The sequence below is a fragment of the Gordonia sp. NB41Y genome (genome assembly GCF_030718915.1).
Lineage (GTDB): Bacteria > Actinomycetota > Actinomycetes > Mycobacteriales > Mycobacteriaceae > Gordonia > Gordonia desulfuricans.
Genome location: NZ_CP132196.1, coordinates 5,411,581 through 5,428,387 on the forward strand (window position 1 = coordinate 5,411,581; position 16,807 = coordinate 5,428,387).

12 protein-coding genes and 1 pseudogene are annotated in these 16,807 nt (G+C 68.9%); all 13 read left to right on the top strand.

Annotation, left to right across the window (positions count from 1 at the left end; genetic code table 11):
* Nucleotides 1-30 precede the first annotated feature (30 nt).
* The 13 genes and pseudogenes from priA to Q9K23_RS23700 all read left to right on the top strand — a co-directional run bounded on the left by priA (nt 31) and on the right by Q9K23_RS23700 (nt 16,756).
* Nucleotides 31-774 carry a bifunctional 1-(5-phosphoribosyl)-5-((5-phosphoribosylamino)methylideneamino)imidazole-4-carboxamide isomerase/phosphoribosylanthranilate isomerase PriA gene (gene priA, locus Q9K23_RS23640; protein WP_053777799.1) on the top strand — a complete coding sequence of 248 codons (744 nt, stop codon included), beginning with the start codon at nt 31-33 and terminating at the stop codon, nt 772-774.
* Nucleotides 771-1,625, top strand: a complete 855-nt coding sequence (locus Q9K23_RS23645) for an inositol monophosphatase (RefSeq protein WP_053777800.1) — start codon at nt 771-773, stop codon at nt 1,623-1,625. Before priA ends, Q9K23_RS23645 begins: the two co-directional genes overlap by 4 nt.
* Entirely contained in the window at nt 1,622-2,422 is an 801-nt protein-coding gene (hisF, locus tag Q9K23_RS23650) for an imidazole glycerol phosphate synthase subunit HisF (protein WP_053777801.1), read from the top strand. The genes Q9K23_RS23645 and hisF overlap by 4 nt, the downstream gene beginning before the upstream one ends.
* A gap of 4 nt (nt 2,423-2,426) precedes the next feature.
* Nucleotides 2,427-2,786, top strand: coding sequence for a phosphoribosyl-AMP cyclohydrolase (hisI, locus tag Q9K23_RS23655; protein WP_053777802.1), 360 nt, complete (start codon nt 2,427-2,429; stop codon nt 2,784-2,786).
* A 107-nt stretch (nt 2,787-2,893) separates the two neighbouring features.
* Nucleotides 2,894-3,076: pseudogene (locus Q9K23_RS23660) on the top strand (4-oxalocrotonate tautomerase family protein); the annotation flags it as partial.
* A complete protein-coding gene (locus tag Q9K23_RS23665) occupies nt 3,073-4,659 on the top strand; it encodes an anthranilate synthase component I (RefSeq protein WP_053777804.1) in 1,587 nt (528 codons plus the stop codon). The pseudogene Q9K23_RS23660 and the gene Q9K23_RS23665, both read left to right, overlap by 4 nt.
* Nucleotides 4,652-5,512 carry a TIGR02234 family membrane protein gene (locus Q9K23_RS23670; RefSeq protein ID WP_082365964.1) on the top strand — a complete coding sequence of 287 codons (861 nt, stop codon included), beginning with the start codon at nt 4,652-4,654 and terminating at the stop codon, nt 5,510-5,512. Before Q9K23_RS23665 ends, Q9K23_RS23670 begins: the two co-directional genes overlap by 8 nt.
* 106 nt (nt 5,513-5,618) lie before the next feature.
* Nucleotides 5,619-6,437: an indole-3-glycerol phosphate synthase TrpC gene (gene trpC / locus Q9K23_RS23675; RefSeq protein ID WP_020794146.1), complete on the top strand. Its 819-nt coding sequence runs from the start codon at nt 5,619-5,621 to the stop codon at nt 6,435-6,437.
* Nucleotides 6,438-6,503: 66 nt separating this feature from the next.
* Nucleotides 6,504-7,847, top strand: a complete 1,344-nt coding sequence (gene trpB / locus Q9K23_RS23680; protein ID WP_053777864.1) for a tryptophan synthase subunit beta — start codon at nt 6,504-6,506, stop codon at nt 7,845-7,847.
* Nucleotides 7,844-8,668: a tryptophan synthase subunit alpha gene (gene trpA / locus Q9K23_RS23685; protein ID WP_053777805.1), complete on the top strand. Its 825-nt coding sequence runs from the start codon at nt 7,844-7,846 to the stop codon at nt 8,666-8,668. Before trpB ends, trpA begins: the two co-directional genes overlap by 4 nt.
* A 64-nt stretch (nt 8,669-8,732) precedes the next feature.
* Nucleotides 8,733-10,487, top strand: coding sequence for a prolipoprotein diacylglyceryl transferase (lgt, locus tag Q9K23_RS23690; RefSeq protein WP_315972018.1), 1,755 nt, complete (start codon nt 8,733-8,735; stop codon nt 10,485-10,487).
* Nucleotides 10,488-10,686: 199 nt separating this feature from the next.
* Complete coding sequence (gltB, locus tag Q9K23_RS23695; RefSeq protein ID WP_053777806.1) at nt 10,687-15,258, top strand: glutamate synthase large subunit; 4,572 nt, start codon at nt 10,687-10,689, stop codon at nt 15,256-15,258.
* Entirely contained in the window at nt 15,251-16,756 is a 1,506-nt protein-coding gene (locus tag Q9K23_RS23700) for a glutamate synthase subunit beta (RefSeq protein WP_053777807.1), read from the top strand. Before gltB ends, Q9K23_RS23700 begins: the two co-directional genes overlap by 8 nt.
* The last annotated feature ends 51 nt before the right edge of the window (nt 16,757-16,807 follow it).

Here is a 16,807-nt window from a genome sequence, read left to right on the forward strand (position 1 = left end):
AACGGAAATCAGCAAAGGACCTACCGATTCATGGGTAACACCCTCGAACTCCTGCCCGCCGTCGACGTCGCCGACGGTCAGGCCGTCCGTCTGGTGCAAGGTGCCGCGGGCACCGAGACCTCCTACGGTTCGCCGCGCGAGGCGGCACTGGCCTGGCAGCGTGACGGCGCCGAGTGGATTCACCTCGTGGATCTCGATGCCGCCTTCGGTCGCGGCGACAACCGGGCCCTGCTGGCCGAGGTGGTCGGCGAGCTCGACGTCAAGGTGGAGCTGTCCGGCGGCATCCGCGACGACGACTCGCTCGAGGCCGCCCTCGCCACCGGCTGCACCCGCGTCAACCTGGGTACCGCCGCACTCGAGAACCCCGAATGGTGTGCCCGCGCGATCGCCCGCCACGGCGACCGGATCGCCGTCGGCCTCGACGTGATCCGCGACGGCTCCTCCTACCGGCTGCGCGGCCGCGGCTGGGTCACCGACGGCGGTGACCTGTGGGAGGTCCTCGAACGACTCAACCGCGACGGCTGCGCCCGCTACGTCGTCACCGACGTCTCCAAGGACGGCACCCTCGCCGGGCCCAACCTGGAACTGCTCGGCGAGGTCGCCGCGGCCACCGACGCCCCGATCGTGGCGTCCGGCGGTGTCTCGGCGATCGACGACCTCGTCGCCATCTCCGGCCTGGTCGACCAGGGCGTCGAGGGAGCGATCGTCGGCAAGGCGCTCTACGCCGGCCGGTTCACCCTCCCGGAGGCGCTGCAGGCGGTCGGCGGACGGTGACCATCGGCACCGACCTGGATCTGCCCCGGCTGCTGCACATCGCCGGTGGCATCCTCGACGGCGTCAGTGCCGAGTTCGTCGCCGGGCTCGGCGCACCGAGCGCGGTCAGCAAGGGCCGCACCGACTTCGCCACCCAGGTCGATCTCGACCTGGAACGACGTATCTCCGCCGAGCTCGCCGACCGCACCGGTATCGCGGTACACGGCGAGGAGTTCGGCGGACCACCGGTCGACGAGGGGGTGGTGTGGGTGCTCGACCCGGTCGACGGCACCTTCAACTACTCCGCAGGCATCCCGTTCACGGGCATCCTGCTCGCGCTGCTGGTGGAGGGTCGCAGCGTGCTGGGCCTGACCTGGATGCCGTTGTCGGGACAACGGTTCGCCGGACACGTCGACGGCCCGCTGCTGTGCAACGGTGAACCGGCACTGGTGCAACCACCGGCCCGGCTGTCGGAGGCGGCGATCGCCTTCGGTGCGTTCAACGCCGCACACGGCGGGCGGTACGCCGGTGCCCGTCGCGCCGACCTGCTGCGCGCCCTGTCCGGACGTGTCGCCCGGGTACGGATGACCGGCAGCACCGGTGCCGACATGGCGTATGCGGCGTGCGGTGCCTTCGGTGCCGCGATCGCCTTCGGCCGTCACCCCTGGGACAACGCGGCGGGAGCCGCACTCGTGGCCGCCGCCGGTGGCGTGGCCACCGACCTGGCCGGCAACCCGTGGACGGTCACGTCACCGTCGCTGGTGGCCGGTGCACCCGGCATCCACCGTGAGGTGATGGCCGTCATCGACGAGGTGATCGACGGGGACTGGTCAGGTCGGGACGATCTCGATGAGGAGGAACAGACCCGATGACTTTGGCGGTACGTGTCATTCCCTGCCTGGACGTCGACGACGGCCGGGTGGTCAAGGGCGTCAACTTCCAGAACCTGCGCGACGCCGGTGATCCGGTGGAACTCGCCGCACGCTACGACGCCGAGGGGGCCGACGAGCTCACCTTCCTCGACGTCACCGCGTCGAGTTCGGGTCGCTCGACGATGCTCGACGTGGTGCGCCGCACCGCCGAGCAGATCTTCATCCCGCTCACCGTGGGCGGCGGTATCCGTACCGTCGACGACGTCGACACCATGCTGCGGGCCGGCGCCGACAAGGTCAGTGTCAACACCGCGGCCATCGCCCGTCCCGAGGTGCTCGACGAGATGAGCCGTCGCTTCGGATCACAGTGCATCGTGCTGTCGGTGGATGCGCGCACCGTCCCGGACGGCGACGCACCCACCCCGTCCGGCTGGGAGGTCACCACCCACGGCGGACGGAAGGGCACCGGCATCGACGCTGTCGAATGGGCAAGGCGCGGTGAGGAACTCGGAGTGGGGGAGATCCTGCTCAACTCGATGGACGCCGACGGCACCAAACAGGGCTTCGACCTGAAGATGCTCGCGGCGGTGCGTGCGGCCGTGGCCGTCCCGGTGATCGCCAGCGGTGGCGCCGGTGCGGTCGAGCATTTCCCGCCGGCGGTCTCCGCCGGTGCCGACGCCGTACTCGCCGCGTCGGTCTTCCACTTCGGCGAGCTCACCATCGGGCAGGTCAAGGACTCGATGGCCGCCGCGGGCATCACCGTCCGCACCGCCCGCGACACCGGACTGGAGGTCTGATCCGATGGCCCTCGACCCCGAGTTGTCGGCGAAGCTCAAGCGCAACGACGACGGTCTGTTCGCCGCGATCGCGCAGGAGCGCGAGACCGGCATCGTGCTGATGATGGCGTGGATGGACGACACCGCACTCGAACGCACCCTGGCCACCCGCAAGGCCACCTACTACTCCCGGTCACGGCAGCAGTACTGGGTCAAGGGGGAGACCAGCGGGCACACCCAGTACGTCCACGATGTGCGCGTCGACTGTGACGGTGACACCCTGCTGCTCGTGGTCGACCAGGTGGGTGCGGCCTGCCACACCGGCAACCACAGCTGCTTCGACACGCCATCGCTGCCGTTCGCCGACTCCGCGTCGGCCGGCTGATCGGCGAACGCACGACACCTGGGACAATCGGGGCCGACAGGCTTGCGACCAGGAGCACAATCGGGCCCACGTGAGTCCGCCCCAGATTTGACGACGAAAGGCGAGCAGGTATGCCCCTGATCCAGATCTCGCAGACCCCCGGACTCTCCGACCGGGTCAAACGGGAGACCATTGCCGCGGTCACCGAGGCCTACGCCCGGGCCACCGGCAAGAATCCCGATTCGGTGTGGGTGACGATCAACGAGATCCCGCGCTCGCAGTGGGGCGTCGGCGGCGAGCCGCTCGGATGAGCGCCACCACCGGACCGGGTGCGTCCGACACCACCACGACCCTGGCCGACTTCCTCGACCTGGCGGCCGATCATCGCGTCGTGCCGGTCACCCGCAAGGTGCTCGCCGACTCGGAGACCCCGTTGTCGGCGTACCGCAAACTCGCCGGCGACCGTCCGGGCACCTTCCTGCTGGAGTCGGCGGAGAACGGCCGGTCGTGGTCGCGCTGGTCGTTCATCGGAGCGGGCGCACCGTCGGCGCTGACCGTCGTCGACGGCAAGGCGCACTGGTGGGGCACCGTGCCGTCCGGCGCCCCGGTCGACGGTGACCCGTTGACCGTGCTCGCCGAGTCGCTGAAGCTGCTCGCCACCGACCCGCTGCCCGATCTGCCGCCGCTGACCGGTGGTTTCGTCGGGTTCATGGCCTACGACATGGTGCGGCGTCTGGAGCGGCTGCCGGAGACCACCGTCGACGATCTGGGTCTGCCGGATCTGATGATGCTGCTGGCCACCGACCTGGCCGCGGTCGATCACCACGAGGGCACCATCACCCTGATCGCCAACGCGGTCAACTGGGACGGGAGTGCCGAGCGGGCCGCTGAGGCATACGCCGACTCCGTCGCCCGGCTCGACCGGATGACCGCGGCGCTGGCCTCGCCGGCACCGTCGACGGTGTCCCACTTCAGCCGTCCCGCACCGGATTTCACGGTGCAGCGCAGCCGCGAGGAGTATCACGGGATCGTCCGGTCGGTGATCGGCGAGATCGAGGCCGGTGAGGCCTTCCAGGTGGTGCCGTCGATGCGGTTCGAGATGGATTCTGCCGCCGATCCGGTCGACGTGTACAGGGTGCTGCGCGCCTCCAACCCGAGCCCGTACATGTACCTGCTGCGCATGCCGACCGGTCCGGAGGGCAGCGATTCCGAGCCGATCACCATCGTCGGTTCCAGTCCGGAGGCCCTGGTCACCGTGTCCGACCGGGTCGCCACGACGCACCCGATCGCCGGAACCCGCTGGCGTGGCGCCACCGAAGAGGAGGACCAGCTGCTCGGCAAGGGGCTCCTCGAGGACGAGAAGGAGAACGCCGAGCACCTGATGCTCGTCGATCTCGGCCGCAACGACCTGGGCCGGGTGTGCCGTCCGGGCACGGTCAAGGTGAGCGACTACCGGCACATCGAGCGCTACAGCCACGTCATGCACCTGGTGTCGACGGTGTCGGGGACCCTGCGTGAGGACAAGGACGCCCTCGACGCGGTCACCGCCTGCTTCCCGGCGGGCACCCTGACCGGCGCACCCAAGGTGCGTGCGATGGAGATCATCGACGAGCACGAGATCACCCGTCGCGGACTCTACGGCGGCATCGTCGGCTACCTCGACTTCGCGGGCAATGCCGACACCGCCATCGCCATCCGTACCGCACTGATCAAGCAGGGACGTGCCTACGTGCAGGCCGGCGGCGGCGTGGTCGCCGACAGCGATCCCGATTACGAATACAACGAGGCGCGCAACAAGGCGACGGCGGTGCTCAACGCCGTGGCCGCCGCGTCCACGATGCGACGGGTCGGCGCCGCACCGGAGCCCGAGGAGGCGACCCACCCAGATGAGTGACCAGCAGGACCCGACCCCGTCGGATACCCCGGCGCCCGGCCCCGATGCCGACAGCCCCGAGACCGGCAGCCCCGAGACCGGCAGCCCCGAGACCGGCAGCACGGCTCCCGGCGGCCCCGATGATGCCGCCGGTGGCGGGAGCACCGGGAGTGCGGCGACGATCCGTCGCACCAAGATCATCGCCGCGGTCCTGATGGCCGCGGCGGCGGCAGCCTTCTGGGGGGCGTCGCGGCTGACCTGGGCGACGGTGTTCGCCGGGGACGGGATGTCGCCGGACCGGTACCTGACGGTGAAGGGCGCCGACTGGAGTCCGTGGCTGACGCCGCTGGCGTTGGTGCTGCTGGCCGGGATCCTGGCGGCGTTCTCGCTGCGGGGATGGGCGCTGCGGGTCCTGGCGGTGCTCGTCGCCGCCGGCGGCGTGCTGGCGGCGTTCCCGGCGTTGTCGATGGCCACGAGCGGTTCGGATTCGCTGTATGCCGCCCGCGCCATCGATCTGGCCGACCGCTACGTCGTGCGGCTGACCACCGCCAATGCATGGGTGGCGATCGTGGTGCTGGCCGGGACGCTCGGCTGCGTCGGCGCGGCCGTGCTGTTGATGCGCGCGGCGTCCGGTGCGGGGATGTCGAGCAAGTACCGCACCCCGGCGGCTCGCCGGGAGGAGCTCGAACGCCAGGTCTTCGCCGACTACGAAAGGCGCAAGTCCGGTGGGTCCGACGACGCCGCACCGGCCGGCGACGAGGGCACCGCGGCGGGGTCGGCGGACACGTCGAAGGCCGACCGGAAGCCGCAGGCCAACGAGCGGATGATGTGGGATGCGCTCGACACGGGGATCGACCCGACCGACCCGCACTGACGAACCGCCGGTGCGCAAGGGACTGTGAGGTAACCCGCGCACGGGCCGTCCGGAGTCGCGGACTACCCTGGGGCGGGCAAGGATCGTGGGAAAGGGAACATCTGTCGTGAGCACTCCCAGCGTCCTCGATTCGATCATCGAGGGAGTCAAGGCCGACGTCGCCGCGCGCGAGGCGGTCATCGATTTCGAGGCCGTCAAGGCGGCCTCGCTCAAGGCCCCTGAGCCCAAGGACGTCATGGCGGCCCTGCGGGAACCGGGCATCGGCGTCATCGCCGAGGTGAAGCGGGCCAGCCCGTCCAAGGGTGCGTTGGCGACCATCGCCGACCCGGCCGAACTGGCATCGGCCTACGAGGCCGGCGGGGCACGGATCATCAGCGTGCTGACCGAGGAGCGTCGCTTCCACGGTTCGCTGGCCGACCTCGACGCAGTCCGGGCGGCGGTGAGCATCCCGGTGCTGCGCAAGGATTTCATCGTCGGGCCGTACCAGATCCACGAGGCCCGGGCGCACGGTGCCGACATGATCCTGCTGATCGTGGCGGCACTGGAGCAGAACGTGTTGTCGTCGCTGCTCGACCGCACCGAGAGCCTCGGGATGACCGCGCTCGTCGAGGTCCACACCGAGGAAGAGGCCAACCGCGCACTGGAGGCCGGTGCGTCGGTCGTCGGTGTCAACAATCGCAATCTGAAGACCCTCGAGGTCGACCGCGACAACTTCTCCCGCATCGCTCCGGGGCTGCCGACCAAGGTCATCCGTGTGGCCGAGTCGGGCGTCCGCGGTACCGCCGACCTGCTGGCATTCGCCGGTGCCGGCGCCGATGCGGTTCTGGTGGGTGAGGGTTTGGTGACCAGTGGCGACCCGCGTGTGGCGGTGTCCGAGCTGGTCACTGCCGGCACCCATCCGTCCTGTCCGAAACCTGTTCGCTGAGTGCGGCTTCCGGCGTGAGCCGGAGTCGCCGACGAACACTGTGCAGTCAGTGAGTTCTCTGTGACGATCGAGCACGGCGACCAGTCGGTCGCCTCATCCGCCCCTGCTGCCGGTCTGCCGACCGCCAGCCAGGGTGTGTCCACCCGTACGTCGGTCGAACCCGACGAGGGCGGGCATTTCGGGGTCTACGGCGGGCGTCATCTGCCCGAGGCGCTGATGGCGGTCATCGACGAGGTGACCGTCACCTACGAGAAGATGCGTACCGACCCCGAGTACCTTGGTGAGCTCGACCGGCTGCAGCGCGACTACACCGGTCGGCCCTCGCCGTTGTACGAGGCCAAGCGGCTGAGCGAATATGCCGGTGGCGCAAGGATCTTCCTCAAGCGTGAGGATCTCAACCACACCGGTTCGCACAAGATCAACAATGTGCTCGGGCAGGCGCTGCTGGCCCAGCGCATGGGCAAGACCCGCGTGATCGCCGAGACCGGTGCCGGCCAGCACGGCGTGGCCACCGCCACCGCCTGCGCGCTGCTCGGTATGGAGTGCGTGGTCTACATGGGCCGCGTGGACACCGACCGGCAGGCCCTCAACGTCGCCCGGATGCGCCTGCTCGGTGCCGAGGTGATCGCCGTCGACACCGGCTCGGCCACCCTCAAGGATGCGATCAACGAGGCGATGCGCGACTGGGTCACCAACGCGCACAACACTTATTACTGCTTCGGTACTGCGGCGGGACCGCACCCGTTCCCGCTGCTGGTCCGCGACCTGCAGCGCATCATCGGCATGGAGGCGCGGGCGCAGATCCTCGCCGCCGAGGGGCGTCTGCCCGACGCCGTGACCGCCTGCGTCGGTGGCGGCTCCAACGCGATCGGCATCTTCCATCCGTTCATCGACGACGCCGACGTCCGCCTGGTGGGCTTCGAGGCGGCCGGTGACGGCGTGGAGACCGGCCGGCATGCGGCCACCTTCACCGGTGGAACCCCGGGTGCCTTCCAGGGCGCCTACTCGTATCTGTTGCAGGACGAGGACGGCCAGACCATCGAGTCGCATTCGATCTCGGCCGGTCTGGACTACCCGGGCGTCGGCCCCGAGCACGCCTACCTCAAGGACATCGGCCGCGCCGAGTACCGCCCGATCACCGACACCGAGGCGATGGACGCGCTGGGTCTGCTCAGCCGCCGTGAGGGCATCATCCCGGCCATCGAGTCGGCCCACGCCGTCGCCGGTGCGCTCAAGCTCGGCAAGGAGCTGGGTGAGGGCGCCATCATCGTGGTGTCGCTGTCGGGTCGTGGCGACAAGGACGTCGACACCGCCGCGCACTGGTTCCACCTGTTCGATCCGCCGCCGTCCGAAGCCGAGGCCGGGGTCACCGCACCGACCGCCGCGAGCACCGAGGAGACCAGCCGATGACCGCCGCCGCGTCGACGCACCGCGCCGCCGACTCCAAGCTGGGTCCGGTGTTCGAGAAGTGCCGCGAGCAGGGGCGGGCCGCGCTGATCGGCTACCTGCCGGTCGGGTTCCCGACGGTGCCCGCGTCGGTGCAGTCGTTCCGCACGATGGTCGAGGCCGGCTGCGACATCATCGAGGTCGGCATCCCGTACTCCGACCCGGTGATGGACGGCCCCACGATCCAGGAGGCCGCCGACCTCGCGCTGACCAACGGTGTGCGGGTGCGTGACGTGTTCACCGCGGTCAAGGCGATCACCGAGGCGGGCGGAACCGCCGTGGTGATGAGCTACTGGAACCTGATCCTGCAGTACGGCGTCGACGAGTTCGCCCGCGATCTCGCCGCGGCCGGTGGTGCCGGCCTGATCACGCCCAACCTGATCCCGGAGGAGGGTGCCGCCTGGCATGCCGCCTCCGACAAGTACGGGATCGATCGCATCTACCTGGTGGCGCCGTCGTCCACACCGGAACGGATCGCGCTCACCGTCGACTCGTGCCGAGGGTTCGTCTACGCGGCGTCGACGATGGGTGTCACCGGTGCCCGCGACGCCGTGTCCGATGCCGCACCGGAGCTGTGCGCCCGTGTCCGTGCCCACTCCGACATCCCGATCGGCGTCGGCCTGGGCGTGCGTAACCGGCAGCAGGCCGCCGACATCGCGTCCTATGCCGACGGTGTGATCGTCGGGTCGGCGCTGGTGACCGCGGCCAAGGCCGGCGACGACCACCTGCGTGCGCTCGTCGCCGAACTGGCCGAGGGCGTGGCCCACCCGACCACACCCCGATAGACCCACACACCGACCGGACCCGGGCATCGCAGGAGCGGTGTCCGGGTTCGGCTAGTGTGTGACCGTGATCGCGCCGACTACCACGCTGCTCGCCTACATTCCGAGTCCACCGCAAGGTGTCTGGCATCTGGGACCGATCCCGCTTCGCGCTTATGCACTGTGCATCATCGCCGGCATCATCATCGCCGTCTGGTGGGGCGATCGTCGCTGGCAGGCGCGTGGTGGTCAGCCCGGCGAAGTCCTCGACATCGCGATCTGGGCGGTGCCGTTCGGTCTGATCGGCGGCCGCATCTATCACGTCCTGACCGACTGGCAGATCTACTTCGGCGACGGTCCGAAGTCGCCGATGGACGTCTTCCGGATCTGGGACGGTGGTCTCGGAATCTGGGGTGCGGTGATCTTCGGCGCGCTCGGCGCCTGGATCGGTGCCCGCCTGGCCGGGATTCGGCTACCTGCCTTCGGTGACGCGATCGCACCGCCGATCCTGTTGGCGCAGGCCATCGGTCGGCTCGGCAACTACTTCAACCAGGAGCTCTACGGCCGTGAGACCACGCTGCCGTGGGGCCTGGAGATCTACGAACGCACCGACGGCTACCAGACCGGTCCGGGTCTGATCAACGGTCACTCCACCGGCGTCGTCTACTCGGTGGTGCAGCCGACGTTCCTCTACGAGCTGCTCTGGAACGTGCTCGTGGTGGTCGTGCTGGTGCTGCTCGACCGTTATCTGCGGATCGGTCACGGCCGCCTGTTCGCGTTGTACGTCGCCGGCTACTGCGTCGGCCGCTTCGTGGTGGAGCTGCTGCGCTCCGACACCGCGTACACGATGATCGCCGGTGTCCGGATCAACGTGTTCACCGCCGCCGTCCTGTTCGCCGCCGCCGCCATCTACTTCGTGGTGGCCACCAAGGGTCGCGAGCAGGGGCTCGAGATGTACCACCCGCGCCGCGCCGCGGAGCTCAGGGCCGAGGGTGCGGTCGGGTACGTCGACGACCAGACCTTCGAAGACGTCGATGACGAGCCGGTCGACGACGAGAATGCCGATGGCGAGCCCGACGATGTGGTGCCGCCGCTCGCCGAGGACGTGGCGACCGATGACGCTGTCGACGAGGTCGCCGCATCGGCCGGTGACGACACCGCAGAGCCCGACACCGCAGAGCCCGACACGACAGAGGCCGACACGACAGAGGCCGACACGACAGGGGACGAGACCACCGTGATCACCACGGTCGATGAGTCCCGTGACGGCCAGACCCCCGTGGAGCAGAGCACGGCGGACGACACCGCCGAGGCGGGCGCGGCAGACGAGGAGACCGGCGCAGAGGAGTCGGGCGCAGAGAAGTCGGGCGCAGAGGAGACAGGCGCAGAGGAGTCGGGCGCAGAGGAGACAGGCACAGAGGAGACAGGCACAGGGGAGTCGGCGACGGCCACGTCCGCCGCCGAGATCGCCGATACCGAGGAGTCGGAGGGCGACTCGGGCGATGCCGCCGCTGACACCGCCACGGATGCCACCGCCGCGGACGCCACCGATACCGACACCACCGATAGCGACACCACTCCGGACACCACCGACGAAACGTCGGACGAACGGGCCAACGAAGCATCCGAGGACGTCCCCGACGAGGCTCGCGACACCGACGAGGCTCCCGACACCGGCGAGGCTCCCGACACCGACGAGGCTCCTGACACCGGCGGTGGATCCGGACAGGACACCCCGGCCGATTCCGGCATCTCCGGTGAACCGGAAGCCGACTCGTCGTCGGTCGATCCGGCAGGCGACTCGGCCGACACCACGGGTGAGGATCAGTCGCGCACCTCGTGACGTGTTCCGTGCGTCATACGACGAATCCCACACCTGAAATCCGGCCTTCTCCACCGACACCGGGGCCTGTGGTCGGATAAACTCAGGTTTCACGGTCTGCGGCAGCCCCACGTCCGCAGCCCGGTGCAAGCTCCACGGGCCAGCGCTGTCCCTGCGGACATCGACCATACGATTCGTCAGAATCCGGTGGAGGTTAGTGATGTTGTTTTCGGCGCTCCCGGCAAAGCAGGGCCTCTATGACCCCGAGGCCGAGGTCGACTCGTGCGGTGTGGCCATGGTCACCGACATCTACGGCCGTCGATCACATTCGATCGTCGCCGACGGTCTGCTCGCGCTCGAGAATCTCGAGCATCGCGGTGCGGCCGGTGCCGAGGCCAACAGTGGCGACGGCGCCGGCATCCTGATCCAGCTGCCCGACGAGCTCCTGCGGGCCACCGTCGACTTCGCCCTGCCCGCACCGTCGCCGTCGGGCGACAACACCTATGCCGCGGGTACCTGTTTCCTGCCCGCCGATCCCGAACTCCGTGCGGCCGCCCAGGCACGCGTCGCCGAGCTGGCCGACGCCGAGGGCATCACCGTCCTCGGCTGGCGTGATCTGCCGGTCGATCCCACCGGCGCCGACATCGGGGCCACCGCCGTCGACTGCATGCCGTTCATGGCGCAGCTGTTCGTCACCGTCGACCCGTCCACCGGCACCCATCGGCTCTCCGGCGTCGACCTCGACCGCGCCATCTACCCGTTCCGCAAGCAGGCCGAGCGCGTCACCGCGGAGATCGAGGAGGCCGGCACCGGCCTGTACTTCCCGTCGCTGTCGAGCCGGACGATGGTCTACAAGGGCATGCTCACCACCATCCAGCTGCCGCTGTACTACCCGGACCTGCGTGACGAGCGGTGTCTGAGTGCCATCGCGATCGTGCATTCCCGGTTCTCCACCAACACGTTCCCGTCGTGGCCGCTGGCCCACCCGTTCCGCTTCGTCGCCCACAACGGCGAGATCAACACCGTGCGCGGCAACCGCAACCGCATGCGGGCCCGTGAGGCGATGCTGGCCACCGACCTCATCCCCGGCGACCTCAAACGCTGTTTCCCCATCTGCACACCGGAGGCATCGGACTCCGCGTCACTGGACGAGGTCCTCGAACTCCTGCATCTCGGCGGGCGCAGCGTTGCGCACGCGGTGATGCTGATGGTCCCCGAGGCATGGGAGAACGTGCCGTCGATGGATCCCAAGCGTCGGGCCTTCCTGCAGTTCAACGCCTCGCTGATGGAGGCATGGGATGGCCCCGCATGTGTCACCTTCACCGACGGCAAGGTGGTCGGGGCGGTCCTCGACCGCAACGGTCTGCGTCCGGGCCGCTGGTGGCAGACCCGGGACGGTCGCGTCATCCTGGCCTCGGAGGCCGGGGTGCTCGACGTCCCCGTCGACGACGTCGTCTCCAAGGGCCGTCTCGAGCCCGGCAAGATGTTCCTCGTCGACACCGTCGAGGGCCGGATCATCCCGGACGAGGAGATCAAGGGTTCCCTGATCCACGACGAGCCGTACGACGAATGGCTGCACGCCGGTCTGCTCGACATCGCCACCCTGCCGGACCGTCCGGTCTACAAGCCCAACCACGACACCGTCGTCCGCCGGCAGGTGTCGTTCGGCTACACCGAGGAGGACCTGCGCGTCCTGCTCACCCCGATGGCGGCGTCGGGTTACGAGCCGCTCGGCTCGATGGGCACCGACACCCCGGTCGCGGTGCTCTCCCAGCGCTCCCGGCTGCTCTACGACTACTTCGTGGAATTGTTCGCGCAGGTCACCAACCCGCCGCTGGATGCCATCCGCGAGGAGATCGTCACCTCCATGGGCCGTGTCATGGGGCCCGAGCAGAATCTGCTGACGCCGACGGCGGCGTCGTGCCGGCAGATCATGCTGCACTGGCCGGTGATCGACAACGACGACCTCGCCAAACTCGTCCACATCAACGACGACGGCGAGCATCCGGGACTGTCGGCCAAGGTGCTGCACGGTCTCTACGAGGTCGCCGACGGCGGCGAGGGCCTGGCACGGGCACTCGAGGACCTGCGGCTGCGGGCGAGTCAGGCGATCGCCGAGGGCCACCACACCCTGGTGATCTCCGACCGCCACACCGATCGTGAGCACGCACCGATCCCGTCGCTGCTGGCCACCTCCGCGGTGCACCATCACCTGGTGCGGACCAAGGAACGCACCAAGGTCGCCCTCGTCGTCGAGTCCGGGGACGCCCGCGAGGTCCACCACATCGCGCTGCTGATCGGCTTCGGTGCCGCCGCGGTCAACCCGTACCTGGCGCTCGAGTCCATCGTCGACCTGATCGGCGAGGGCGAGCTGACCGGTGTCGCCTCGTCCAAGGCGATCCGCAACTACATCGAGGCGCTCGGCAAGGGTGTGCTCAAGGTGATGAGCAAGATGGGGATCTCCACCATCTCCTCCTACACCGCCTCGCAGGCCTTCGAGGCGGTCGGGCTGTCGTCGGCGGTGGTCAAGGAATACTTCACCCGCACGGTCTCCCGGATCGAGGGCGTCGGCCTCGACGAACTCGCCGAGGAGGTACGTATCCGCCACCACCGGGCGTTCCCGGAGAACGCCACCGAGCAGGTGTACCGCCGGCTCGAGGTGGGTGGCGAGTACCAGTACCGCCGCGAGGGCGAACTGCACGTGTTCACCCCGGAGACGGTGTTCCTGCTGCAGCACGCCACCAAGACCGGCCGCGACGACGTGTTCGCGAAGTACTCCGCCGAGGTCGACCGTCTGTCGGCCGAGGGCGGCACCCTGCGTGGGCTGTTCGAACTCGACCTCACCTCCCGCGACCCGATCCCGCTCGAGGAGGTCGAGCCGATCGAGTCGATCATGACCCGGTTCAACACCGGTGCCATGAGCTACGGATCGATCTCAGCCGAGGCCCACGAGACCATCGCGATCGCGATGAACCGCATCGGTGCCCGGTCGAACTCGGGGGAGGGCGGCGAGGACGTCGACCGCCTCTACGATCCCGAACGCCGCAGTGCCGTCAAACAGGTCGCCTCCGGTCGGTTCGGCGTGACCAGCGACTACCTGATCAACGCCACCGACATCCAGATCAAGATGGCGCAGGGCGCGAAACCCGGTGAGGGCGGACAACTCCCGGCGTACAAGGTGTACCCGTGGATCGCCAAGACCCGACACTCGACGCCGGGCGTCGCGCTGATCTCGCCGCCGCCACACCACGACATCTACTCGATCGAGGATCTCGCACAGCTGATCCACGATCTGAAGAACGCCAACTCGCAGGCCCGCATCCACGTGAAGCTGGTCAGTGCGGTGGGTGTCGGCACGGTGGCGACCGGGGTGTCCAAGGCGCATGCCGACGTCGTGCTGATCTCCGGCCATGACGGTGGTACCGGCGCATCCCCGCTGACCTCGCTCAAACATGCCGGCACCCCCTGGGAGATCGGTCTGGCCGATGCCCAGCAGACGTTGATGCTCAACGGGTTACGTGACCGCATCACCGTCCAGTGCGACGGCGCCCTGCGGACCGCGCGGGACGTGATCATGGCGGCACTGCTCGGTGCCGAGGAGTACGGCTTCTCCACCGCGCCGCTGATCGTGTCCGGCTGCATCATGATGCGGGTGTGTCACCTCGACACCTGCCCGGTGGGTGTGGCCACCCAGAACCCGCAGCTGCGGTCGCGGTTCACCGGCCAGGCCGAGCATATCGTCAACTTCTTCCGATTCATCGCCGAGGATGTGCGGAAGTACCTGGCGCAGTTGGGATACCGCACCCTCGACGAGGCGATCGGGCAGTCCCAGCGGCTGCACACCGACACCGCCATGGCACATTGGAAGAGCAAGGGACTCGACCTGACCCCGATCTTCCGGCGCATCGAGGGCAAGGGGCCCACCCGCCGTGTGCGCGGTCAGGACCACGGCCTCGACAAGGCCCTCGACCAGACCCTGATCCAGCTCGCCGAGGGCGCGCTCGAGGACGCCCATCCGGTGACCCTGGAGCTGCCGGTCCGCAACGTCAACCGCACCGTCGGGACGCTGCTCGGCTCGGAGGTCACCCGCCGCTACGGTGCCGAGGGGCTCTCCGAGGACACCATCGTCGTCAACCTCGACGGCTCCGCCGGACAGTCCCTCGGCGCTTTCCTGCCGCCGGGCGTCACCATCAACCTGACCGGCGACACCAACGACTACGTCGGAAAGGGCCTGTGCGGCGGCAAGATCGTCGTCGCACCCCACCCCGACGCATGGTTCATCGCCGAAGACCAGGTGATCGCAGGCAACACCATCCTCTACGGCGCCACGTCCGGTGAGCTGTACCTGCGGGGGAAGGTGGGCGAACGGTTCTCCGTGCGCAACTCCGGTGCCACCGCCGTGGTCGAGGGCGTCGGCGACCACGCCTGCGAGTACATGACCGGCGGCCGCGTCGTCATCCTCGGACCGACCGGCCGCAACATGGCCGCGGGTATGTCCGGCGGCATGGCCTACGTCTACGACCTCGACTCGTCGAAGGTCAACATGGCGATGGTCGAGCTCCTACGGCCCGACCCCGACGACCTGTTGTGGCTGCAGCAGACCATCGCCAAACACACCGAGCAGACCGGGTCGGCCATCGGCGCATCGATGCTGGCCGACTGGCCTCGCCGATGCCTCGGCTTCACCAAGGTCATGCCCACCGATTACAAGCGGGTCCTCGACGCGGCCAGAATGGCCGAAGCCGAAGGACGCGACGTCGATTCAGCGATCATGGAGGCGGCACGTGGCTGATCCACGAGGATTCCTCGAAGTCTCGAAGAAAGAGGCCGGCTACCGGCCTGCGACCGAACGCGTCCACGACTGGGAGGACGTCTACGAGCACGCCGCCAACCCGGTCAAGGTGCTCGACGAGGTCGCCGAACAGGCCCGCCGGTGCATGGACTGCGGTATCCCGTTCTGCCACTCCGGATCCGCGGGATGCCCTCTGGGCAACTTGATCCCGGAATGGAACGACCTCGTCCGGCGGGGTCGCTGGGATGCGGCGAGCAGCCGACTGCACGCCACCAACAACTTCCCCGAGTTCACCGGGATGGTCTGTCCCGCACCCTGTGAGGCCGCATGCGTGCTGTCGATCTCCGATCGCACCACCGGCGGCAGCGTCACCATCAAACGCATCGAGAAGACCATCGCCCATGAGTCGTGGGCCGAGGGAATCATCGGTCCGGAGCCGCCCGCGGCCAAGACCGGCAAGTCCGTCGCCGTCGTCGGCTCCGGGCCCGGCGGCCTCGCCGCGGCGCAGCAACTCACCCGCGCCGGCCACGACGTCACCGTCTACGAGAAGGACGACCGGCTCGGCGGCCTGCTGCGATACGGCATCCCCGAGTACAAGCTGCAGAAGTCCGATATCGACCGTCGGATCGCCCAGATGCGTGCTGAGGGAACCGAGTTCGTCACCGGATGTGATGTCGGCACCACGCTCACGGTCGCCGATCTGCGGGCCCGCCACGACGCCGTGGTCCTGGCCATCGGTGCGATGGCCGCCCGCGACAATCCCGTTCCCGGACGCGACCTCAACGGTGTGCACCTCGCGATGGAGCATCTGGTCCCCGCCAACCGTGAATGCGAAGGCGACGGACCGTCGCCGATCACCGCCAAGGGCAAGCATGTCGTGATCATCGGTGGCGGCGACACCGGCGCCGACTGCCTGGGCACCGCCCACCGGCAGGGCGCGGCATCGGTGGTGCAGCTCGACTACAACCCCGAACTGCCCATCGACCGCGACGACGACCGTTCGCCGTGGCCGACCTGGCCACTGGTCATGCGCTCGTCCTCGGCGCACGATGAAGGCGGACAACGCAAATACCAGGTCGCCGTGCAGCGGTTCGTCGGCGACGCCGACGGCAACGTCACCACCCTGGTACTCGCCGAGGTCCAGGTGGTCCGCGAACCCGATGGCCGTCGCGTCATCACCCCGGTCGGCGACGAGTTCGAGATCCCGTGCGAACTCGCCCTGTTCGCAATCGGTTTCGAGGGAGTCCAGCGCGGCCCCCTGCTGACCGACCTGGCCCTCGAACCCAATCGGCGTGGAGCGCTCTCGTGCGGCAGCGACTGGCAGACCGACGCTCCCGGCGTGTTCGTCTGCGGCGACGCCCACCGGGGTGCATCGCTCGTCGTGTGGGCGATCGCCGAAGGGCGGTCGGCGGCACGTGCCGTCGACGAGTTCCTGATGGGTTCATCCGATCTGCCGTCACCGGTCCGGCCCGCGGCGCTACCACTGTCGGTGCGGTGAAAACCGGTGCGTAACAGGCATGTCGTCCGAACATCGAATGGCCGCACGATG

Excerpts from the sequence above, each read along its gene's own strand:
- trpA (WP_053777805.1), top strand. The coding sequence starts at position 7,844 with ATGACCGCCGCCGCGTCGACGCACCGCGCCGCCGACTCCAAGCTGGGT.
- Q9K23_RS23670 (WP_082365964.1), top strand. The coding sequence starts at position 4,652 with ATGAGTGACCAGCAGGACCCGACCCCGTCGGATACCCCGGCGCCCGGC.
- gltB (WP_053777806.1), top strand. The coding sequence starts at position 10,687 with ATGTTGTTTTCGGCGCTCCCGGCAAAGCAGGGCCTCTATGACCCCGAG.
- hisI (WP_053777802.1), top strand. The coding sequence starts at position 2,427 with ATGGCCCTCGACCCCGAGTTGTCGGCGAAGCTCAAGCGCAACGACGAC.
- Q9K23_RS23665 (WP_053777804.1), top strand. The coding sequence starts at position 3,073 with ATGAGCGCCACCACCGGACCGGGTGCGTCCGACACCACCACGACCCTG.
- priA (WP_053777799.1), top strand. The coding sequence starts at position 31 with ATGGGTAACACCCTCGAACTCCTGCCCGCCGTCGACGTCGCCGACGGT.
- hisF (WP_053777801.1), top strand. The coding sequence starts at position 1,622 with ATGACTTTGGCGGTACGTGTCATTCCCTGCCTGGACGTCGACGACGGC.